Raw genomic sequence first — 20,662 nt, forward strand, 5'->3', positions numbered from 1 at the left:
GGGGGCTTTTTTTTTTGTTTTGGCCCCTAACGGGGCCCCCGGGGGCGCGGGCATCGTCATATCCCCCGGGCGCCCCCCCCCGGGGGGGGGCCCCCCCGCCGGTCTGCTGCTTAGGGATGCGGCAGGATCTGATAGGTCGTGGTATAGGGCTCCACGCGCAGCGAGGCGTTGGCCAAAAGCCCTATTCTGGCGGTCGGCGCCTGCTGTAATTCGCCATTCGGACCGCGATGCACGTTGTATTGCCAGACGGTGAGATCGCCCTTCTGTGCCAGAGCATGTGCAACGGCGCTGGCATCGTTGCCGCCGAGCGCCTGAAGCTCCTCTGTCGACAATCCGACGACGATTTCGTCCTTGATGGTGACGATCTTGAACAGGTTCATCCTGGTCTCCTGCGCCCGTGCGCCTTGTATCGAGAAGGTGAGAAGCGCGACTGCGGCGCCCTTGATGAGATCGCAGCGGGAAAGCATGCCGTCGTCCTTTGGTGCTGGGGCGCCCGAATCGATCAATGCATCGGCTATAGCGCCCATAATCTGCGTGACTGTTTCGCCACCGCTTTGTCGTTTGCTCCTCGAAAACGGTTCACGGCCAGAAACAAATACGGCCGCGCTGTGGCTGCCGATCCGTCGCGCGAGATCAACGTTTATTTCGTCGACGATACAACCGCCGATCCCGGACTCAACAATTACGTGTATACGCTGATGAAGCGCAATTTCGCGTTCACCAATGTCCATTCACATCCGAAGGAAGACGAATCGCAGCGTCGATTGACGGCGATCGAGACTGTATGCCTGATCGATGACGCTTCTTGACGCAGGTGGGTGACGGCGGCCTATATTCCTGTTATCCGGAATTGCCGTGGCGCGATGCAGACGAAGCATCGCTGCGCCAACCGTTAGGCTTGCCGGATGAGTTGTTTCTTGACATAATTGCAACCTGTTCAGGTGTGCCCGCTTGCACACGTAGCTCGGCGTGCGAACCCACCGGGCTCCCCCGGCCGAAAGTGCGCCATCGCCATAACATCCGATTATGGCATCCCGTTGTGGCGTTCGGTTCTTAGTCGGGACCTCGATGTTGGATCACGAAGTTCGATGCTTGTCATAGGTGCGAGATGAAGAACCTCAATTTCGCGGCTGAGCTGCACCTCAAGCTCGGCGCGCCTGCAAGCGGCACCGTCGAAAGCCTGCGCCTGCTGCGTGCGTTTCTGAAGCTCGCGCCCCGGCAGCGTTTCGAGGTCATCAAGCTCGTCGAAGACCTAGCCACCGAAGAAACCCTTCCCGAACACCCCCTGTCCTGAGCCGGCCTGCGCGCCGGCCTTACGCCTTGCCCCTCGTTTGCCTGCCAGAGCCGGCCGCCGGGCATGTCTTCCCCCGGCTGGACGCTGGCAGGCGATCCGGCAAGTGTGGTATTCAGTTCAGAAAACGGGAGGAGTGCGACCATGATCGAACCGAAGCTCGAAGTTCCGGCCGAACTGCGCGACCTGGCCGAGAAGACGATTGACCAGGCGGAAAAGGCATTCGGAATGTTTTTCGAAGCCGCCACCAAATCGATGACCACCGTTCCGGGCGCGGGGGCGGACGTGTCGAAGCAGGCGCTCGCTTTCACCGAGCAGAACATGAAGTCGGCGTTCGAGCATGCTCGCAAGCTCGTCCATGCCACCGACCTTCAGGAGGCGATGCGAATCCAATCGGATTTCCTTCGCAGCCAGTTCACCAGTGCCGGGGACCACATGCGGCAGATGACCGGCAGCCTCATGCAGCCGGGGAAGGGCAAGTCCTGACTGTCGGTGTGTTTACGGCGCGTCCACAGATTGGACCTGCGCCGCGTGGATATCCGCACGTCGATGCGGGTACCGGTCCATGATGGGCCGGCGAATGGACCTCAATCACAGCCCATCATCCTTCTGCCGATCCCTGTCGGTTCTCCGGCAGGGATTTGCATTTGTCGCAAGTGTCTCGACCGATCGGCCGCTCTGCTAACGCAGCGATGCGATGTAGGCCGCGATGTCGCCGGCTTCAATCCGGCTCAAGGGGAAATTCGGCATCTTCGGGTGCGGATCTAGCAAGAAAAAGGCGAGCCTTTCCGAACTGAAGTCGGGCCTGCGCGCAACCGACGCGAAAGAGGGGACGTCGGCGCTCGCCTGGGTCTGGCCGTTCGCCACGACATGGCAGCTGGCGCACCAGCGCCTCGCAAGGTCGGCGCCGTGATCTGCATCGGCGGCGAGAGCGGACGACGTGCCCATGCTCGAGGCCACTGCAACCAGCAGGCAAATTCGTCTTAAATGCCGGTGCATAGGGAAACCCTGTGTGTTGTTGGCTCGCGACGCCGTCCTCATCCGCAACACGAACCCGGAAACTGCGAGAGGTCGATGCGGGCGATGATCGACCGCAGCAGCTTGCGGGCCGAACGATAGAGATGCCGGGCGAATCTCGGCGTCCTTGCCGCGGACAGGACAAAGCTTGTCGTATCGAGTCTTTTCGTATCAAGGCTTTCGATGGAGTGCGACACGTGCCTCTCCGAGATGGCGAGGCCCTTTGTATCGTGGCCGGCTCGCGGCAGCCTTGATCTGCCGCAAAGGGGCCGGACTAATAGTCGCCGGGGTTCATGATCATCGGGCTTCGAGTATCGGCCGGGGCGAGCGCGCTGCTGGCGCTGTCGCGCAGGAAGCGGTCGAGTGTTGCCTGGATCTTCTCCTTGACGGCATCGGGACCGCGATCGCTCATCTCGGTATGCTGTGCGCCAGTGTGGATAATGTCGATGCCGCGCGCTTTGGCCTCTTCCGGCGTCGGCAGCACGCCGGGATCTGTTACGAAATGCGGATCCTTCGAGCGGAACGACAGGATCTTCATGTTGTCGCTAAGCACGAAAGGCACCCGCAGATTGTCGAGCGTGATCACTTTCGACACCAGCTCCGGGTGCTGATGGGCGACATACATCGAAACGTCGCCACCGTTGGAATGCCCGACGAGCGTGATGTGGTCGTAGTCGGCGTTCTCTTGCCGCCGCTTCAACTCGCCCAAGGTGAAGAGGATGTTGGCCTCGCAGCGGATATAGACCTCGCGCCGGCCGACATATTGCTGGCCGGCCTTGGTCATCAGCGGCGGATCGCTCGGCAGATCCTGCTGGATGCTTGCGACGAGATAACCGCGTGCGGCGAGCACGTTGGCGAGGAAGGAATATTCGGTGGCCTTGACGGTATTGCCGTTGCTGATGATTGCGAGCGGGAGCTTCCACAGGCCGAGATTGGCCTTGGTCTCGTAATCGCGCCGTACAGCGATTTCGACCGCAATCGGCCGCTGGCGCGCGGCGTCGAACAGGGTCAAAACCTCATGGCGGATCGCGAACCGGCTGACGACGAGATACTGGCCGACGCCGAGGACGCAGAGAAACGCCAGAACTGCAAACACCCTTTTCATGGTTCCGTCTCAAATCACTTTTGACTGAACATGGCCATTGGGAAATCCCGGATCGAGCGATCGTGAGCAGGTTACGGGATTAAATTTAGGCAAGTCTGTGAGCCACGCCCCAAAAAGGGCCGCATGTCGGGGGCCGCAGCGCGAAGCACAAGGGGGTTACAGACAACCGCCCTTGCCGCGTTCGGAGCAGAGCCGCAGTGCGCTGGACAGGGTAAACAGGAAGCGCGGGCTGCGGCGCTCGTTGTCGGGCGCCCGGTAGCTCAGGGGGACGGCCACGCCGAGATCGGCCTGGAAATCGTCCGGCAGCAAGAATCGCACGCCAGCTCCGGCCGAGGTCAGCGACAGGCCGTCGCTTAGGCGGTAGCCGTCGTTCCAGACGGCGCCGGCGTCGCCGAAGGCATAGAGCTGATAACCGGTCCAGTAGCGGAAATTGAGCTTTTGGTCGAAGCGCAGTTCGAGTGAGCCGGCAAGACCGTTGTCCCCACTGATCTCCGCTGCGCCATAGCCGCGGCCGAAGGCGGCGCCGCCAAGATAGAATTGCTGCGAGGTGAACAGCGGCCGTGACGCCGTCTGGCTCGCAGCGGAGAGCTTGAGCGACCAGACGTCATTGAGCGTCTGGTAGCGCGTGAACCAGAGGTTCAGCACCGAGAAGTTCGATGACGCGCCATCGCGCGACAACAGGTCGTCGTTGAAATGCGAGGCACCGAAGATGTCGAGGCCCTGGCGGTAGGTCAATGTCGCGAAATTGGTGCCGCCCAAATGATCCTGGAGCCGGTAATCGGCGGTCAGGCTCGCGGTCCTGATGTGGTCGTTGTACCAGGGGCCGTAAAGGTCATGCTCGGACACGTTGCTGAAGGTCATCGCTGTAGTCAGGGTCAGCGAGGATAATTGCGACTGCAATGGGACGATGCTGGCACGCAGCTCGAACGCCTCGGTCGTGGTGATGTCGCTGTCGAGGCGGCGGGCATCGCCCGGCCTGACCGCGCTGTACAGGACGGACCCGCCGAGACGCACGCCGTCGACGCCGACGGGTGCATCGTAGGACAGCCGTGCGAAGCCGAGCTGGCGGGGGTCGTTGGCGATGGTCGACAGGTTGACGGCCAGCGTGTCGCCGGGCGTGAGATAGGAGTTGAACGCGCCGGTCGCGTAGGTCTGCCACGGACCGACTGATGATGAGCCGAGATTGTCCAGACCGAATGAGGAGAAGACGTGCCAGGTCTTCAAATAGACGATGAGGCGGAAGCGGCCGGATGCACCGCCGATCTCCTCGAGTGCGGTATCGGTGATCCGGACGCCAGGTCTGCCGTTGATGAGAAAGAGCTGGCGTTCCAGCGTTGCCAAGCGCGACGGTTGCTCCGCCAGAACCGGCCCAAGCATCGGTCTCACGCCGAATTGCTCGGCGCCGTCGCCCTTCAGCTCGGCCTGCACGATGGCGCCTTCGACCACCCGGATCCGGAGCAGACCGTCGGCAATATCCTGCGGCGGCACGATCGCACGGCTCAAGTGGAAACCATCGGCGCGGTAGAGATCGCTGATCGCGCCGGCGATTGCGGCGAGATCCGCCTGCGAAACCTTCTTGCCGACATAGGGCTGGTAGACCGCGGCGATGCGATCGGGGGAAACGGCCCGGGCTCCGCTGACGTTGATGCCGCGCAGCACGAACTGAGGCTTGGTATCGCCGCCGGTGTTGGGCTGGTCGACTGTCGGTAGCCTGACCGTAGGACGGCTCAGCGACTCCCGCTCGGTTTGGTTTTCAAAATATTTTTCGGGTTGGCGCGGATCGAAGCCCGGCTGGTTCGCCTGTTGTGCGAAAGCCTGAGGAACTCCGGCGAAAAATGGTGCCAACAGCACCATTGTGGTAACGAGATGCCGCTTCTCAACGCGCGCGACGCGGCTGCCCCCGTAGTTTGACGGAGATGTGCCCCTCATGCGGTAAGAGTTCGTTAGCCCCATGATTTTTCATAGTTTTTTATGGTCAATGAACCGTTAACGCGACCACTCCGCTGGCCGCTACCCGCTAATCCTATGTTGAGTGATTTCGGATACCCCTCAGGACCGGCTGTAACCCGGACTGAGGATCGTCATGCTGAACAAGATTGGAATGCAGTGCGCCTTCGTGGCTGCGCTGATCCTGGGAACGGCTTCCGCCGCATCCGCCGCGGACGACGGCGTCTGGTCGGTCGGCAAGGCCACCGGCGAGGTCTGGGTCGCCACCAGCGGCGCGCAGCAGGTTTCGTTGAACCAGCAGGAGGCACTCAAGCCCGGCGACACCATTCGCACCGGACGTAACGGACGCGTGCTGCTCGTCCGCGGCGAGGAAACGATCCTGATCTCTCCCAACTCAGTGGTCGGCTTGCCGACCGAGAAAAAGGACGGTCTCTCGACCACCATCATCCAGCAGGCAGGCTCGATCCTGCTCGAGGTCGAGAAGCGCAACGTCAAGCATTTCGAGGTCGAGACGCCCTATCTCGCCGCCGTGGTCAAGGGCACCCAGTTCAGCGTCGCCGTGAATGCGGGCAGCACCAAGGTCGGCGTGCTCCGCGGCCAGGTCGAGGTCTCCGACTTCAAGACCGGGCAGATCGCCCAGGTCCTGCCGGGGCAGGCCGCCACCGTCTTCGAGCATGGCAAGCCAGGCCTCTCTCTGAGCGGCTCCGGAACGTTCAATCCGATCGAGCACGGCAAGCCGCGCGCCTCGAGCATCGAGCGCGTCCCCGTGCCGAAATCGGGCCTGTCGGCCCCGCGGAACGCAGCGAACGGCCATGCGATCCATGCGCTCGGTCCGATTGACAAGGGCACCAAGGCGGCCGCCACGCCCAAGCAATCGCATCAGGCGGCCGGAGCTCACGCGCCCAAGGGCGGTGCTGCAAAGCCCGGCGTCGTGCGCATCTCGAGCTCGCTCGGCGAGGTCAAGCTGAACGTCCACAAGGTCACGCGCGGGCTCGCTCACGGGGGCGTTGCTCCCGGGCAGGTGCGCAACGCGCATGCCAGCACCGAGACAGTCTGGAGTGACTCGAAAGCGAGCACGACGGCATCCAACAGCACCGTCCAGACTGCGGTGACGACAAGTGGTGCCGTAACGGCTGGCAGCAGCAGTTCGTCAAATCCAGGCGCCGCGATCGCCGCAGCGGCCGCCAACGGAAACGCTGGCGGCAACGGCAACTCCGGCAACGGCAACTCCGGCAACGGCAACTCCGGTAACGGCAATTCCGGCAATGGGAATTCCGGCAACGGCAATGGTAATGGCAACGCCGGCGCCACCGGTAACGGCAGGGGCAACAACGGCAATGGCGGCGGCAACGGCAGCAATGGCCACGGCAATGCCTTTGGCCACAACAAGCACTGAGGCGATTTCTTAGGGGATGAGGGGGCGTACCAGCAGAAGCCGGTGCGCGGGAGGATCGGAGTGAAGCGCTATCGTCCGCATATTCTAGTCGTGATCGCGCTTGCGATCGTGCTGTCCACGGGGTGGCATGGCGCGGTTCGCAACGCGCTGACCGACCTGCGGTTCGCCTGGCAATCGCGTGCCGCGAGCGGCAATGTCGTCGTGGTGGCCATCGACGCGCCCTCGATCGAGCAGATCGGGGTATGGCCCTGGCCGCGCCGGCTGCACGCGGAACTGTTGCACAGATTAGAGGCCGCGGGGGCGCAGGACGTTGCGTTCGACGTCGATTTCAGCTCGCCATCCGATCCGGCGTCCGACGAGGCCTTTGTCAACGCACTGCGTGAGGTCGGCGGCTCGACGATCCTGCCGTCCTTCAAGCAGCCGACGCCGAATGGCGGCGCAGCTCACATCAATCGCCCCCTGAAGCCGTTCAGCAACCAGTCGTGGCCGGCGCTGGTCAATGTCGCGATCGAATCCGACGGGCTCGTTCGCCGCTATCCATTCGGCGAGAAGCTCGGCGACGCCTTGATGCCGTCGATGGCCGTCGTGCTGGCCGGACAGGACGCCAATCGGCGGCCTCCTTTCCTGATCGATTTCAGCATTCGGGCGGGCTCCGTTCCGAGTGTCTCGTATGTCGACGTGCTCCGCGGCAAACCGGCTACTCTCGACAAGCTGAGAGACAAGAAGGTCATCATTGGTGCGACGGCGCTCGAGCTTGGCGACCGCTTCAGCGTTCCAAATGGCCGCATCATCTCCGGACCCATCCTCCAGGCGCTGGCAGCGGAATCGATCCTCCAGAGCCGGATGCTGCGCTGGACTTCCGATACCGGCATGATCCTGGGTCTCGCCGTGATCTGCCTGCTGATGGTGTTTTCGTGGCGCCGCTTCGGACCGGGAATTCGCGTCGCACTCCTGATCTCAGCCGGAGCGATCTTCGAACTGGTTGCGGTCCTCGTGCAGGCAAGATGGCCCTTCATCATCGACACATCGCTGTTCCACATCGCGATTGTAGCTTATCTGACGGCGATCGCACTCGACGAAATCGACTTCCGCGGTCTGTTGGGGCGCATCGCCGAAAGCCGCTTTCATCGTATCGCGATGTCGCTCGGCGATGGCCTCGTCTGCACCGACGAAGGTCAGCTGATCACCGTGTGGAATCCCGGCGCCAGTGCGATCTTCGGCTATATGCCCGCCGAGATCATCGGCCGCCCGTTCGAAACGCTGTGCGCCGTGTCGGTGGACGGTGACGCCAGGCCGTCGATGCGCGACGCCGCGCGCCAGGCACTCCTGGTCCCGGGCGGAGCGGTCGTCGTTGAATTCGAAGGGCGGCGCAAGAACGGTGAAACTTTCTCGGTCGAGGCGAGCTTCTCGGGTTGGCAGGGAACGGACGGCTTCCAGTACGGAGCGATCCTGCGCGATATCTCGGTCCGCAAGCGCGAGGCCGAACGCGTCAGATATCTCGCCGAGTACGACGCGCTGACCGGTCTTGCCAACCGCAACACGCTGCATGCAGGATTGGTCGGCATGATCGCGGATGCGGGGCAGCTCCCTTGCGAGGTCGCGCTACTCGTCATTGGGCTCGACGGTTTCCAGAGCATCAACGACATGCTCGGTCATGCCGCCGGAGATCTCGTGCTGCAGGCGGTCGCTGGCCGCTTGAAGGACCAGGCGGGCGACGGCGCTATCGTTGCCCGGCTCAGCGGAGACGAATTCGCCATTGCGCGCAAAGGCGCCGATGGCGACGAGCCGATCGCGGACTTCGCCGAGCGCATTGCGCGCGCGTTCGAAGCGCCGCTTGCGACCGGCACGCGGCAGCATCGCGTCAGGATCAGCATCGGCGTCGCCGTCCATCCAGAAGGGGGGCACAACGCCGACGATCTCCTGAGCAACGGTCATCTTGCGCTGACCAAGGCAAAGCTGACGCGGCGCGGCGGTTATGTGGTCTTCGAGAGCGCGATCCGCGAGGAGCTGGAGAACCGGCTGACGCTAGAGGGTGAATTGGCGCTCGCCGCGGATCGCGGCGAGTTCGAACTGTTCTACCAGCCCCAGGTTCGCCTGATCGACGCGAGCCTGGTCGGGGCCGAAGCTCTCATCCGCTGGCGGCATCCCGTGCGCGGCTACGTTTCGCCGGGAGAGTTCATGCCGGTGGTCAACAGCTCAGCCCTGTCCGAGCGGATCGGAAACTGGGTGATGGAGACCGCCTGCCGGCAAGCACGCGCCTGGGAATTGTCCGGCGACAGAGTGCGCGTCGCGATCAATTTGTCGCCCTCGCAGCTCCACTCCGGCGATCTCGCACATTCGGTTGCGGGGATGCTCGAAGCGACGGGGCTCACGCCGTCGCTGCTCGAACTCGAGGTCACCGAAGACATCCTGCTTCACGACGAAGCCCGCGTGCTCGACATGTTCAAACGCATCCAGCAGCTCGGCGTCCGCGTCCTGTTCGACGATTTCGGCACTGGCTATGCTAGCCTGAGCTATTTGAAGAAGTTTCCGCTCGATGGACTCAAGATCGACCGGTCGTTCGTGCTCGGTCTGCTCGCGAACTCCGATGATGCCGCGATCGTCGGGTCGACCATCGGCCTCAGCAAACAGCTCGGACTGACGGTCGTGGCCGAGGGCATCGAGAACCGCGCTACGGCCGATTTCCTGGTGAGCATCGGATGTGAGGAAGGCCAGGGCTATTTCTTCGGCCGTCCGATGCCGGCGGAAGCATTCGAGCGGCAATTCCTCGCGGTCGAGTGCGCCGCCGTTAGTGCCGCCTGAACGGGTCCGCTCGATCTCTAGCGCCGACGCGCGACCGCGACGCCGAACAGGAAAGCCACGAACAGGCTGGCAAGCGGTGCTTCGCGCGTGATCGCGGCGACGGTCGCCAGGGGCTTGCCCGGCTTTCGAGCTTCGTCGATAGCGGAGGTCATGCGGTCGACAGCTGCATGCAGGCCACCTGCGACTTCACCGATGGTGCGGGATACGTCCGTCGCGGCATCGATGGCGCGCTCGGCCATGCCGGGATGTGAGGTGGACTGCGGGATCTCCGTGCTCAAGTGCGCAACCTCCAGGTGATCATGTGTTGGCGGAGGCCGATACCTTTGGCTATCCGCGCGAGCGCTCGTTCTGAACAGCGGGTCGGACGACCTTTGGCTATCCGCGACAGGCGCCGTGGTCTTTACGGCGGGTACCGGCCTTGGATAAGCAATTCGGCGCGCGGGCTTTTGTTCCGAGAGGATGCGCCCCTGCGCGGACCTTCCCCGTGAAACGACGGATGCGAATCTCTGTTAGGCTGGCTCAATCTTGCTGATCTCAGGAGACAGCTGTGACCGATCGAACCACGACGGATCGAGCCCGGCGCATCGCCTTGCTCGGCGCTCCCATCGACATGGGGGCTTCGCAGCGCGGTACCCTGATGGGTCCTGCGGCGCTCCGCACCGCCGGCCTTGCGACACTGCTCGAGAGCCTGGATTTCGAGGTCGTCGATTGCGGCGATCTCTCCGTGGCCGAGCTCCGGGACCTCGCAGACGTGCCTCCCGACAAAGCCAATCACTACCGCGAAATCCAGCGCTGGACGCGCGTGCTGAGCCATAGAGGCTACGAGATCGCGAAAACCGGCGCGCTGCCGATTTTCCTCGGTGGCGATCACACGCTGTCGATGGGATCGGTGAATGCCATGGCCCGTCACTGGCAGGAGCGCGGACGCGAGCTGTTCGTGCTCTGGCTCGATGCCCATGCCGACTACAACACGCCGGAAACGACGATCACCGCCAACATGCACGGCATGTCGGCGGCATTCCTGTGCGGCGAACCTGGCCTCGACGGATTGCTCGGCGATGATCCGCGCGCCTCGATCGATCCCGACAGGCTCGACCTGTTCGGCGCACGCTCAATCGACAAGCTCGAAAAGGAGTTGATGCGCACGCGCCGGATCAGGGTTGTCGACATGCGCCAGATCGACGAGTTCGGCGTCGCCGTACTGATCCGCCGCGTCATCGAGCGCGTCAGGGCCAGCAACGGCGTACTGCATGTCAGCTTCGACGTCGATTTTCTCGACCCCTGCGTCGCACCCGGCGTGGGCACGACGGTGCCGGGCGGAGCGACCTATCGTGAGGCGCATCTGATTATGGAGCTTTTGCACGATTCCGGCGTGGTCGGATCAGTCGACATCGTCGAGCTCAATCCTTTTCTTGACGAGCGTGGCCGCACCGCACGCACCGCGGTCGAACTGATCGGCAGCCTGTTCGGCCAGCAGATCGCCGACCGGCCGACCCCGAGCAATGCGATCGCGCCGGGCGAGTGACCGACGAGCCGTTTGTGCATTGCGAAGAGAATTGCCGTCGCGGCCGCCAATTTAGATCAGTCGCGGTCGAAATCGCTCATTTTTGAAACAGCTGCGAATTGCAAATGATCGTCGCTGAATGTTTCATGCGGGTCGCGCTTCAGCCGAGGACCCGCAAATGAGCAGCACGTTCGATGCCGACGACAAATCGGCCGACACGACCCGCCGTCACTTTCTGCGCGCCAGCGCGGCGGCTGCGGGTGGCACTGTCCTGGGCGCCGGCGCATCGGCTGCCGCCGGGACCGACAACCTTCCGCCAAATGTTCCCGAATGGATGAGGGCGCCGGGCGAGCCGACGGGGGGCCAGCTCTATGGCGCGCCATCGCCGTTCGAGAAGGGAGTCGTGAAGAACATCTCGAAGACTCTCAAGCAGTACATCTCTGCCTCGAGCCGGACGCCGTTGCAGGAGCTCGACGGCATCATCACGCCGAACGGCCTGTTTTACGAGCGTCATCACGGCGGCGTTCCGACCATCGATCCGGTCCAGCACCGGCTGATGCTGCACGGGCTGGTCGAGCACCCGCTGATCTTCACAATGGATGATCTCAGGCGTTTCCCGTCGGAATCGCGCGTCCACTTTCTCGAATGCTCCGGCAATCCCGGCTACACCAAGCCTTACGGCAAGACAGCGTCGGATCTTGTGGGTCTGGTGAGTTGTGCGGAATGGACCGGCGTCAGCCTCAAGCTGGTGCTCCAGGAGGCCGGGTTGAAGCCGGAAGCCAAATGGGTCGTCGCCGAGGGTGCCGACGCGGCTGCGCTGACGCGCAGCATCCCGATCGAGAAATGCCTCGAGGACGCCATGCTGGTCTACAGCCAGAACGGGGAGCGGCTGCGTCCACAGCAGGGCTATCCGCTGCGGCTATTGCTGCCGGGCTTCGAGGGCAACATGAGTGTGAAGTGGCTGCGGCGCCTGCATGTAACTGCGGAGCCGGTTTATTCGCGCGAGGAGACCTCGAAATACACCGACCTGCTGCCGGATGGCACCGCGCGTGAATTTTCGTTCTACATGGAGGCGAAGTCGATCATCACGCGGCCCTCTGGCGGCCAGCGTCTGGGCGCGCCCGGCTTCCACGAGATCACGGGCATCGCCTGGAGCGGGCATGGCAAGATCGCGCGCGTCGAAGTGTCCGTCGACGAGGGAAAGAGTTGGCAAACCGCGCAATTGCAGGAGCCGGTGCTGACGCGTGCGTTGACACGCTTTCGCTTGCCCTGGCAGTGGGACGGCAAGCCTGCCGTGATCCAGAGCCGTGCCATCGACGAGACCGGCTATGTGCAGCCGACGCTCTCCGAGTTGCTCGCGGTGCGCGGCGAGAACTATTTCTACCACAACAACGCGATCTGGCCTTGGCGCATCGCGGCCGACGGCGAGGTGACCAATGCGCTGGCGTGAGACTTGCGGCATTGTTGTCGGCATCGTGCTGTGTGCGTTCGCGAGCGCAGCGCAAGCGCAAAGCCTGTACGGCATCGGACGCCCCGCGACGACTGCGGAGATCGCGGGCTGGAATATCGATATCGGACGCGACGGCAGCAATCTGCCGAAGGGAAGCGGCTCGGTCAGCCAAGGGCGCGAAGTGTTTGCCCAGCAATGTGCATCATGCCATGGCGACAAGGGCGAGGGCGGGCTGGGTGACCGGCTCGTCGGTGGACAGGGCACGATCGCAACGCCAAAGCCGATCCGCACGGTCGGCAGCTATTGGCCGTATGCGCCGACGCTGTTCGACTACATCCGCCGTGCGATGCCGCAGAACGCGCCGCAATCGCTGAGCGATGAGGAGGTTTATGCGGTGTCCGCGTACATCCTGAACCTGAACGGGCTGGTTGGAGCGGATGTGACGCTCGATGCCAAATCGCTTGCAGCGGTCAAAATGCCGAACCGCGATCGGTTCGTCGGGGATGCGCGGCCGGATGTGAAACACTGAGCTTGTGGCGCTCAGGTTCCACGCAGTGACTTGGAACTTGCCTGGCGCCGGGGGCGGAACTCGCGGGACCGAATTGCATTAACCTGCGATAGGAAAAACGTATGGGTCCTTCGATGGCAACGGATCGCTTCGCAAATTCCATGTCTTCGGCCCTTCGCCATCCCGGCGTGATCGCGTTGATTGTGGCCGCGGTGACGATCGCCGCGATGCTCGTCGTCGATCATGGGCCATGGAATCGCGCCAAGACGCAGCCTGCTCACGTTGCGATGTATGCAACCACGGGAGAAGCTGCGCGCGCCGTAGGTGCCAAGATTCTCCCGACCGAACCGAAATCACCGATCGAGCCGGCGCGACCGGGGCCAAAGACGTCCCCGACCGTCAATCCGGTAACGCCGTAAGACGCTTTAATTCTTGCGACCGTAGTTGAGGAGCCCGCCGGTGGTCTTCGGCGGATGCGCGCGAAGGGCTTCTTCGTTTGGCTCGGTGCCCCAGCCGGGCCGGTCCGGAATGACCAGATGGCCGTTCTGAATTTCGGGCTCATGCGTGAACAGCTCGCCGTCCCACGCCAGGCGATCGATGTCGATCTCCATGATGCGCAGGTTCGGCACAGCGGCGCAAAAATGCGCGTTCATCATCGAGCAGAGATGACCGTAGAAATTATGCGGCGCAACGTTGACTTCGAATGCTTCCGCAGCGGCAGCGATCTTCATCGACTGCCAAACGCCGTTCCAGGGCGTGTCGATGATCGCGACGTCCATGGCCTGCTCGCGGAAATAGGGCAGGAATTCGCGCAGGCCCAATAGCGTCTCGCAGGACGAGATGGGGTGCGGGCTTTGCCTGCGGATGTAACCGAGCGCTTCCGGGTTGAAACTGTCGATCTCGATCCAGAACATGTCGAGGTCCGCGATGGTGCGCAGGATCTCCAAATAGCCCTCGGTCTTGGCGTTGAAGTTGCAGTCAAGCAGGATGTCGACGTCGGGGCCTGCACCGTCGCGGATCGCTTCCAGATGCATGCGCAGGTCGCGCAGGATTTTGCGATCGACGTTGATCTCGGGGGCGAAGGGCGAGCCGAAGCCCGGCCGCCAGCCGGTCGGCTTGCCGTCATCGTAGGAGAAGATGTTGGTCTTGAGCGCGGTGAACTTCTTCTCGCGCACCTCGCGTCCCATCGCCTTGACACCGTCGAGGTTCTCGATCGGCGGCTTGTACCAGGACGGATGATTGATCCGCCACGTTGCGCAATGCGACCAATAGACCCTGACACGGTCGCGGATCTTGCCACCGAGCAGTTCATAGCAGGGCACACCGAGACACTTCGCCTTGGCATCGAGCAGCGCATTCTCGATCGCGCCGAGCGCCTGCGCCACCACGCCGCCGGCGGCGGGACGTGTGGCCGCGAACAGTTCGGCGTAGATGCGCTCGTGCCGGAAAACGTTCTGCCCGACGACGCGGGCAGACAGGCGCTGGATCGCAGCGCCGACGCCGGGCGAGCCGAAGCCTTCGTCGAACTCGCTCCAGCCGACGATGCCGTCTTCGGTCGTCAGCTTGACGAAGTGGTAGTTTCTCCAGCCGGCATCGCAGGCGAGAATTTCGAGACTTGTTGCTTTTGATGATTTGCTCATGTCGCTCCCTGTTGCCCGGCTGGGCTTTTTCTTTGGCCGGCCCGCAAGCCCGGCTCAAGCCACAATTGTTAGGCTAACGGCCCTGCGCAGTGAAGTCCGGCGAGGTGCGCGGGCAAGCCCGTTCCGGCCGTTCTAGCGGAAAACTCCGTGGAATCTGGTGGGGACAGCCATGATCTTTCCCGGGATCGTCGTGAAAAGGGACCATGCTGTGACGTTTTTGGCCGCAATCGGGATCGACCCTCCGGCCATGAAATTTCTGGCTGTGATTTCGATCCTGGCGCTGCTCACGATGGGTGGCGCCGCCATCTCCGATCAGTTTCTGACGGCCGATCAGCACGCCGCGCACGGGGTGGAATAGCGCGGCGGGCGGAGACGTTTTTTGTCTTGGGGGAGACAGCGATGCTTTCGATCGACCAGTTCCTGCGCTTCATCAGCGTGCCGGCCGTGTTCGCGGCCCTCATCATCGCCTCGCAGATCTCGGCGGCCCTGTCGCAAAGTTAGTCAGCCGATCACGGACGAGCCGAGCAGAGCGAGCACGGCCAGCGCCATCAGCGCGGTGCCGAGCCAGCCCAGCGCGACGAGCCATGAGCGGCCCTTGAAGCGGCCCATGATCGCCTTGCTCGAGACGATCAGCATCATCATGGCCATGATCGGAACGGCAACGATGCCGTTGAGCACGGCGCTCCAGACCAGCATGTGGATCGAGTCGATGCCGGTGAACCCGAGACCGAAGCCGATCGCGGTCGCCGCGGCGATGATGGTGTAGAAGCCGACCGCCTCGTCGGGCTTCGCTTCCAGCGTCGCGCGCCAGCCGAAGATCTCCGCCACGCCGTAGGCGGCCGAGCCCGCCAGCACCGGGATGGCGAGCAGGCCGGTGCCGATGATGCCGGTGGCGAACAGGGCGAAGGTGAAGTCGCCGGCGAGCGGCCGCAGCGCTTCGGCTGCCTCGGTCGCCGAGTTGATGTTGGTGACGCCATTCGCGTGCAGCACCGACGCGGTGGTGAGGATGATGAAGAAGGCGATGCCGTTGGAGAGCAGCATGCCGGAGAGGGTGTCGGCCCGGATGCGCGCCAGCTCCGGACTGCCGCCGCGCTTCAGTTCGCGCAGCGGCTTGTCGCGCTTGCCCTGGTTCATCTCCTCGACCTCCTGCGAGGCCTGCCAGAAGAACAGATACGGGCTGATCGTGGTGCCGAGCACGGCGACGACCATCATGAAATAGTCAGCGCTGACATTCGTCTTCGGCCACACCGCCGCGAGCAGCGCCGTGCTCCACGGAATCTGCACGGTGAAGGCGGTCGCGACATAGGCAAACAGCGCCAAGGTGAGAAATTTCAGCACGGGCGAATAGCGCCGATAGGGCAGGAACACCTGCAGCAGCGTCGAGCCCGCCGCGAAGATCAGCGCGTGCTCGTGGTTGAGGCCGCCGATCACCAGCGAGAGCGCCTCCGCCATCGCGGCGATGTCGGCGGCGATGTTGAAGGTGTTGGCGGCGACGAGCATGGCGACGAGCGACAGCACCGCCCAGCGCGGCGCGATCTGCATGACGTTGGCGGCCAGCCCCTTGCCGGTGACGCGGCCGATCCGGGCGCTGACGAGCTGAATCGCGATCATGAACGGCGTGGTCAGAAACACCGTCCAGAGCAGTCCGTAGCCGAATTGCGCGCCGGCCTGCGAATAGGTGGCGATGCCCGACGGATCGTCGTCCGCCGCCCCGGTGACGAGACCCGGCCCCAGCCTCTGCAGCAGCGTCGGCGCGGATTTCGTGGGGGTGAGGGCACTGTCGGTCATGGCGGGAGGGACCTCGGTCGGGGCGCGTCCTTCACAAATGCTAAGGAGGGAACAAGGTTCCCGGGCCACGCGTAACGCGCTCCTCGCTCGTTTCTGATAAAGCGAATCTTCGTTTGACCCGTCGGGCAAAACACCTGTATAAGTACATCATCGAAGAATACGCTGCCCGCTTTTGCGCGCATCCCGAGCGCAACCGCGCGGCCGCGCGCAGTCCGCAACCCGCGCACGGACACACCGGCGAGACGTTTGTCCCCTGAGCGCGTGCCGTCGGGACTATTTGATGCTGACGAACATGCCCCAGGCGCCAGCCAGCGCGGCGCCGGAAAAGACGATCAGGGGATTGTCGCAAAACGCACTTCCATAGGTGCACATGGTGACACCGAACGAGCCGATCTCGTGATGGCTCGCGGAGTAGAACAGTCCCGACAGCACCAGCAACGCAGCGGCGACGACATACATCGACGGTCTCTCCGAGCTTTCCCAGTTGCGTCCGTCGCAAGGGACATGTTCCAGCATGGCGCGAACCCATTGCATCCTGTCGAATCCGCCCTGCTGCATTTGAACTAAAGTCGATCTTTTCCGCGAGGTGCTGTCGTTGTCAGCTGCAGTCCGTGCGCAATCTCGACGTGTGATCGAACTGGAACATCTGCGCGGGAACTCCTGGACGTGCTCTTCATTAAGGAACAAGAACAGTTGGACCAACTGAGGGGAGTGGCCCATGGGAGCCGAGCGGATGCACCCTCCGCGGTACTGGCGGATGCGGGCGGAAGAATTCCGCACCAAGGCGGACAATTGCGAATATCCCGAGACGCGGGACGTGCTGCGCAAGGTGGCGCAAAATTACGACGAACTGGCCCGCCGCGCCGCGCGCATCTGCACACTCGAGAGCCTGGACGAATTGCGGGGGGGGGGGACCCGCCAACAGCAAGCCGGTTTGATCGTTCAGGACAAACCCGCTTGATCGTTCAGGATGAAGCCGATAATCGGCGCGCGCGATCATGGGGCGTCTAGGCCCTCTCTTCTATTCGAAGCGCACCCGGGTGATTGGAACGAATGTCCACTTTGGTACTTAGGAACTCAGTCCTCCAACGAGGAATGAGATGAGCAGCGAACAGCAAGCAGGCCCGGCAACGAGGCCGGATCATTACAAGCCAAGGCCGGCTTGCCCCAAATGCGAGAGGGACACGCGCTGCCTGACGTCGATCTTCGACGTGAGGCGCGATTGCTCGATCCTGATCTATCGGTGCGATTCGTGCCGCGAGGAAGTCTGGATCTGAGCGAGCACTGTCGCAGGCCCCGGTCCATCCGCGGGATGGCGCGCTGCAGATCGCGCTGCAGATCTCATGGCAATGTCGGATAGGAACTTCGTCTGTTTCGCGCGCTTGTCGCCTGCACCGACCACGCAGGCAAGACCGCTTCCGACCATGCAATCACGCTACCCGTTGTTGAAGAAGTGGACAGCGGAAGAGCACGAGCGGCTGAAGGCGCTGGCCGAAGCGGGCTGGCGGCCGGACGAGATCGCGAGCGAGCTTGGTCGCAGCGAAGCGGCGGTGAGGGTGCGAGCCTGGCAGCACGGCATCGCGCTGCGCCTCGTCACGCAGAAGCGCAGATCCTGAAAAAGCAACTTGCGGCTTTCGTCAGCCGGCGACGGCGACATCCATCTGCTGAAATCCGCGGACCTGCGGCAGCGACATGAACCCCGGTTTTGCGAAATAGTAACCCTGGAACAGCGCGATGCCGGCGGCCCGCAAGGAAGTGAGCTCGGCCTCGCTCTCGACGCCTTCGGCCAGCACGGTAATGTCGAGCTCGCGCGCGATCGCGACCACCGCGGAGACGATCGCCTGCTTGGGGTGGCTGAGCTGGATGTCTCTCACCAGCTCCATGTCGATCTTGATCAGGTTCGGCTGCAACCGGGCCAGCAGGCTGAGGCCGGCATAGCCCGCGCCGAAATCGTCCAGTGCGGTCCAGAACCCGAAGGCCTTGTAGGTGCGGACGATGTTTTCGATATGCGCGGGATCGGCGATCCGCTCGTTCTCGGTGAACTCGAACATCAAATTCGATGTCGGGAAGCTCGCGCGCCGCGCGGCCTCCAGCGATTTCTGGATGCATGCGCGCGGCTCGTAGACCGCATTCGGCAGGAAGTTGATCGAGAGCCGCGCCTCCGGGTCCTCAAACAGCGCGCCTGCGGTTTCGATCGCCATCACGCGTGCGGCCTGGTCGAAGCGGTAGAGCTGATTGGGGGTGAGCTGGCTGAGGACGCTGTGCGCGCTTTCGCCGTTCGGACCGCGCACCAGCGCCTCATAGCCCAGATGCGGTGTTCGACGACGTTGACGATCGGCTGAAACGCCATCTTGAACTGGAACGGGAGCTCGGTCCCGTCGGCACATCCCGCACACTTCACAGCCATCACGCGAACCCCACGCCCTCTCAAACGCCGCGGGAAAAACTAGGTCGCAGGCGTTAAAGAACAGCGAAGAGCAATAGAAACCTATTCCGCTGTCCCGCGTTTGCGCGCATGGCAAATCGAGACAGCAGGCTGCGGCCGATATGTGCCGCGTGCAACAAGCCCATGACATTCATCGACGCGGTCAGCTCACCCGAGGGGGCGATTGCCATCTTTCGGTGCTCCGGCTGCAACAAGCTGTCCTGGGAGAAACCCAGCCGAGACGAGAACCAGGCGCGCTCGGGTTGAGTTTGCGCTTGAGAAGAAACGGCCCCAGCCCGGGGGGCGAGCTGAGGCCGTTGGGAGGTGCCGGTCGTGCATCCGGACCGACGCCCGAATAACTTTTTGATCCCCAAAGCTGTTCCTAATTTCCTGGCCCGCCGTGGCGCGCCCGCGACGAAACACGCCTGAAACAGTGCTGAAACCAGATTGTCTCGAACGCCCCGCCGGCTGCGCCAGACCAACCTAGCGAAAAGGAGATCATCATGATTCAGATCGGTTCGAAGGAAGAAGTCGCGTTTTTGCTGGCGCTGTTCGGCACCCACACCCAGCCGGTCAAGCGGCCGGCGAAATCGCGGCAGGCGTGAGGCGCTGATCCCATGCCAGGTTTGGCCGAATGCCAGAGCCTCTTGCGGCTTCTGATCGCAAGGGGTGACCCGAAGGCCATCCCGCTCGCAAAGGGCGCCATCGATCAATATCTGAACACGGCCCCGGCCTGCATGCGCGGCCGCGGCCTGCGCGTGCTCCAGCGCGATGCGCTCGACCAGCATGGGACCGCGGTCGGTGTCCAGCGCTCGTTCGCCGAAACGGTGGATGCCTATATCGTCGGGAAGCTTGCGGAGGAGTGAGGGTGCGCCGAATGTCGGTGCGCCCTTGTCGCTTTCACCCCCGAAACACGAACGCGGCAGGCGATGCTGCCGCGTTCGATTTGTTATCGTATCCAGCGCGCGGGCTTCCGCGCGATTACTGGGTCGGCGGCAGCACGGCCTGCGTGGTCTGCTGCGGCAGGTTGGTGTAGGTCGCGCTTTCCTTGGTGCAGATATCCCTGAACACCACGACGCCGGCCTGCGGATATTCCTTCACGAGGCAGTTGCAGTTGTTGTTGACCACCGGGGCGGGCGCAGCCGCCGCGACCGGTGCCGCGACCACGGCGGGCCGCTGCACGACGACCGTCTTTTCCACCACCTGCGGCGTCGGAACGTACACCGGCCTGTTCACGACAACCGGATACTGCACCGGCCGGACCACGACCTGCGGCGGGATATAGACCGGCGGCGCGGGCCGCGGATAGACATTGACCTGGGGCATCGGCCGGGGGCCGGGATAGACGACCGGGCGCTGGCCGCCGTTGCCGCCATAGCCGTTGAAATGGGGACCGAATTGAGGGTGGGCCTGCGGCGTGTTGCCATACTGTCCATTCTGGCCCCAGCCGGCCTGCGCCGAGCTGCTCGCAACGCCTGCCGCAACACTGGCCAACACGATCGCTGCCGCCATCTTCGTGATCATCAAGGTCTTCGTCATGGTCCACCTGTCTGGTTGTTTGTTTTGTTCCAAGCCGTCGTCGTGGGATGAGTGATAGGCCGACCTGGCGCGTGCTTCCGTGACGCCGCGCACACAGCGGGCGAAATCCTCCTTCGATGGAATGAGACATGACGGGCGGGACGCGGCGGCCGGCGCTTGTTTGCCGATAGGATTCGAGGCTGGCACCGGGCGCACACAGGCGTAGGGCAGGCGCAGGACCGCCAAAAGGGAACAGTAGAGTTCCCGGAAC

The 20,662-nt window shown here is 63.2% G+C and carries 22 protein-coding genes and 1 pseudogene; 12 read left to right on the forward strand and 11 right to left on the reverse strand.

Features of this window, described 5'->3' with window-relative positions; genetic code table 11:
• Positions 1-110: 110 nt before the first annotated feature.
• Complete coding sequence (locus tag AC0L3P_RS22855; RefSeq protein ID WP_473305449.1) at positions 111-467, reverse strand: hypothetical protein; 357 nt, start codon at positions 465-467, stop codon at positions 111-113.
• 641 nt (positions 468-1,108) lie between these two features.
• Between AC0L3P_RS22855 and AC0L3P_RS22860 the strand changes: the two genes are divergently transcribed.
• Both AC0L3P_RS22860 and AC0L3P_RS22865 read left to right on the forward strand, forming a co-directional pair.
• A complete protein-coding gene (locus AC0L3P_RS22860) occupies positions 1,109-1,294 on the forward strand; it encodes a hypothetical protein (protein ID WP_007612798.1) in 186 nt (61 codons plus the stop codon).
• A gap of 141 nt (positions 1,295-1,435) precedes the next feature.
• A complete protein-coding gene (locus AC0L3P_RS22865) occupies positions 1,436-1,777 on the forward strand; it encodes a phasin (RefSeq protein WP_007601491.1) in 342 nt (113 codons plus the stop codon).
• 195 nt (positions 1,778-1,972) lie between these two features.
• On the opposite strand, the gene AC0L3P_RS22870 is transcribed toward AC0L3P_RS22865, so the two are convergent.
• The 4 genes from AC0L3P_RS22870 to AC0L3P_RS22885 form a co-directional block, all read right to left on the reverse strand.
• Positions 1,973-2,290 (reverse strand): c-type cytochrome, encoded by a 318-nt coding sequence (locus AC0L3P_RS22870; RefSeq protein ID WP_473305452.1) that lies wholly within the window; start codon positions 2,288-2,290, stop codon positions 1,973-1,975.
• A 38-nt stretch (positions 2,291-2,328) separates the two neighbouring features.
• The gene (locus tag AC0L3P_RS22875) at positions 2,329-2,505 is read right to left on the reverse strand and encodes a hypothetical protein (RefSeq protein WP_473305177.1); all 177 of its coding nucleotides are present in this window, start codon (positions 2,503-2,505) and stop codon (positions 2,329-2,331) included.
• A 77-nt stretch (positions 2,506-2,582) separates the two neighbouring features.
• Positions 2,583-3,413: an alpha/beta fold hydrolase gene (locus tag AC0L3P_RS22880; protein ID WP_473305179.1), complete on the reverse strand. Its 831-nt coding sequence runs from the start codon at positions 3,411-3,413 to the stop codon at positions 2,583-2,585.
• Positions 3,414-3,569: 156 nt separating this feature from the next.
• Positions 3,570-5,366: a ShlB/FhaC/HecB family hemolysin secretion/activation protein gene (locus AC0L3P_RS22885; RefSeq protein WP_473305184.1), complete on the reverse strand. Its 1,797-nt coding sequence runs from the start codon at positions 5,364-5,366 to the stop codon at positions 3,570-3,572.
• A gap of 130 nt (positions 5,367-5,496) precedes the next feature.
• On the opposite strand from AC0L3P_RS22885, the gene AC0L3P_RS22890 reads away from it, so the two are divergent.
• Complete coding sequence (locus AC0L3P_RS22890; RefSeq protein ID WP_473305187.1) at positions 5,497-6,756, forward strand: FecR family protein; 1,260 nt, start codon at positions 5,497-5,499, stop codon at positions 6,754-6,756.
• Positions 6,757-6,816: 60 nt separating this feature from the next.
• Positions 6,817-9,558: an EAL domain-containing protein gene (locus tag AC0L3P_RS22895; protein ID WP_473305189.1), complete on the forward strand. Its 2,742-nt coding sequence runs from the start codon at positions 6,817-6,819 to the stop codon at positions 9,556-9,558.
• Positions 9,559-9,575: 17 nt separating this feature from the next.
• On the opposite strand, the gene AC0L3P_RS22900 is transcribed toward AC0L3P_RS22895, so the two are convergent.
• Positions 9,576-9,836 (reverse strand): hypothetical protein, encoded by a 261-nt coding sequence (locus tag AC0L3P_RS22900; protein ID WP_354057686.1) that lies wholly within the window; start codon positions 9,834-9,836, stop codon positions 9,576-9,578.
• A gap of 269 nt (positions 9,837-10,105) precedes the next feature.
• On the opposite strand from AC0L3P_RS22900, the gene rocF reads away from it, so the two are divergent.
• From rocF to AC0L3P_RS22920, 4 genes are all read left to right on the forward strand, one after another.
• The gene (gene rocF, locus AC0L3P_RS22905; protein WP_473305191.1) at positions 10,106-11,083 is read left to right on the forward strand and encodes an arginase; all 978 of its coding nucleotides are present in this window, start codon (positions 10,106-10,108) and stop codon (positions 11,081-11,083) included.
• A gap of 157 nt (positions 11,084-11,240) precedes the next feature.
• Positions 11,241-12,512, forward strand: coding sequence for a sulfite dehydrogenase (gene soxC, locus AC0L3P_RS22910; RefSeq protein WP_473305193.1), 1,272 nt, complete (start codon positions 11,241-11,243; stop codon positions 12,510-12,512).
• Complete coding sequence (locus AC0L3P_RS22915) at positions 12,499-13,041, forward strand: c-type cytochrome (RefSeq protein ID WP_473305196.1); 543 nt, start codon at positions 12,499-12,501, stop codon at positions 13,039-13,041. Before soxC ends, AC0L3P_RS22915 begins: the two co-directional genes overlap by 14 nt.
• Before the next feature lie 101 nt (positions 13,042-13,142).
• Positions 13,143-13,439: a hypothetical protein gene (locus tag AC0L3P_RS22920; protein ID WP_473305198.1), complete on the forward strand. Its 297-nt coding sequence runs from the start codon at positions 13,143-13,145 to the stop codon at positions 13,437-13,439.
• A 6-nt stretch (positions 13,440-13,445) separates the two neighbouring features.
• Here the strand turns inward: AC0L3P_RS22920 and AC0L3P_RS22925 are convergent, their stop codons facing one another.
• On the reverse strand, positions 13,446-14,660 hold the full coding sequence (locus tag AC0L3P_RS22925) for a mandelate racemase/muconate lactonizing enzyme family protein (RefSeq protein ID WP_473305200.1): 1,215 nt from the start codon (positions 14,658-14,660) through the stop codon (positions 13,446-13,448).
• Positions 14,661-14,829: 169 nt separating this feature from the next.
• Between AC0L3P_RS22925 and AC0L3P_RS22930 the strand changes: the two genes are divergently transcribed.
• A complete protein-coding gene (locus tag AC0L3P_RS22930) occupies positions 14,830-15,018 on the forward strand; it encodes a hypothetical protein (protein ID WP_275169774.1) in 189 nt (62 codons plus the stop codon).
• Positions 15,019-15,161: 143 nt separating this feature from the next.
• On the opposite strand, the gene AC0L3P_RS22935 is transcribed toward AC0L3P_RS22930, so the two are convergent.
• Both AC0L3P_RS22935 and AC0L3P_RS22940 read right to left on the reverse strand, forming a co-directional pair.
• On the reverse strand, positions 15,162-16,448 hold the full coding sequence (locus AC0L3P_RS22935; RefSeq protein WP_473305204.1) for an NRAMP family divalent metal transporter: 1,287 nt from the start codon (positions 16,446-16,448) through the stop codon (positions 15,162-15,164).
• 273 nt (positions 16,449-16,721) lie between these two features.
• Complete coding sequence (locus AC0L3P_RS22940; protein WP_007612773.1) at positions 16,722-16,907, reverse strand: hypothetical protein; 186 nt, start codon at positions 16,905-16,907, stop codon at positions 16,722-16,724.
• Between the two features lie 259 nt (positions 16,908-17,166).
• Here AC0L3P_RS22940 and AC0L3P_RS22945 point away from each other — a divergent pair, with 259 nt between their 5' ends.
• Complete coding sequence (locus tag AC0L3P_RS22945; protein ID WP_473305206.1) at positions 17,167-17,409, forward strand: hypothetical protein; 243 nt, start codon at positions 17,167-17,169, stop codon at positions 17,407-17,409.
• Between the two features lie 463 nt (positions 17,410-17,872).
• Complete coding sequence (locus AC0L3P_RS22950) at positions 17,873-18,064, forward strand: hypothetical protein (RefSeq protein ID WP_354210239.1); 192 nt, start codon at positions 17,873-17,875, stop codon at positions 18,062-18,064.
• Between the two features lie 21 nt (positions 18,065-18,085).
• Here the strand turns inward: AC0L3P_RS22950 and AC0L3P_RS22955 are convergent.
• A pseudogene (locus tag AC0L3P_RS22955) lies at positions 18,086-18,855 on the reverse strand (EAL domain-containing protein).
• 635 nt (positions 18,856-19,490) lie between these two features.
• Between AC0L3P_RS22955 and AC0L3P_RS22960 the strand changes: the two are divergent.
• Positions 19,491-19,739: a hypothetical protein gene (locus tag AC0L3P_RS22960; protein ID WP_007612758.1), complete on the forward strand. Its 249-nt coding sequence runs from the start codon at positions 19,491-19,493 to the stop codon at positions 19,737-19,739.
• Between the two features lie 115 nt (positions 19,740-19,854).
• Here the strand turns inward: AC0L3P_RS22960 and AC0L3P_RS22965 are convergent, their stop codons facing one another.
• Complete coding sequence (locus AC0L3P_RS22965) at positions 19,855-20,412, reverse strand: hypothetical protein (protein ID WP_275169782.1); 558 nt, start codon at positions 20,410-20,412, stop codon at positions 19,855-19,857.
• Positions 20,413-20,662 lie beyond the last annotated feature (250 nt).

Source organism: Bradyrhizobium sp. WSM4874, assembly GCF_055811835.1.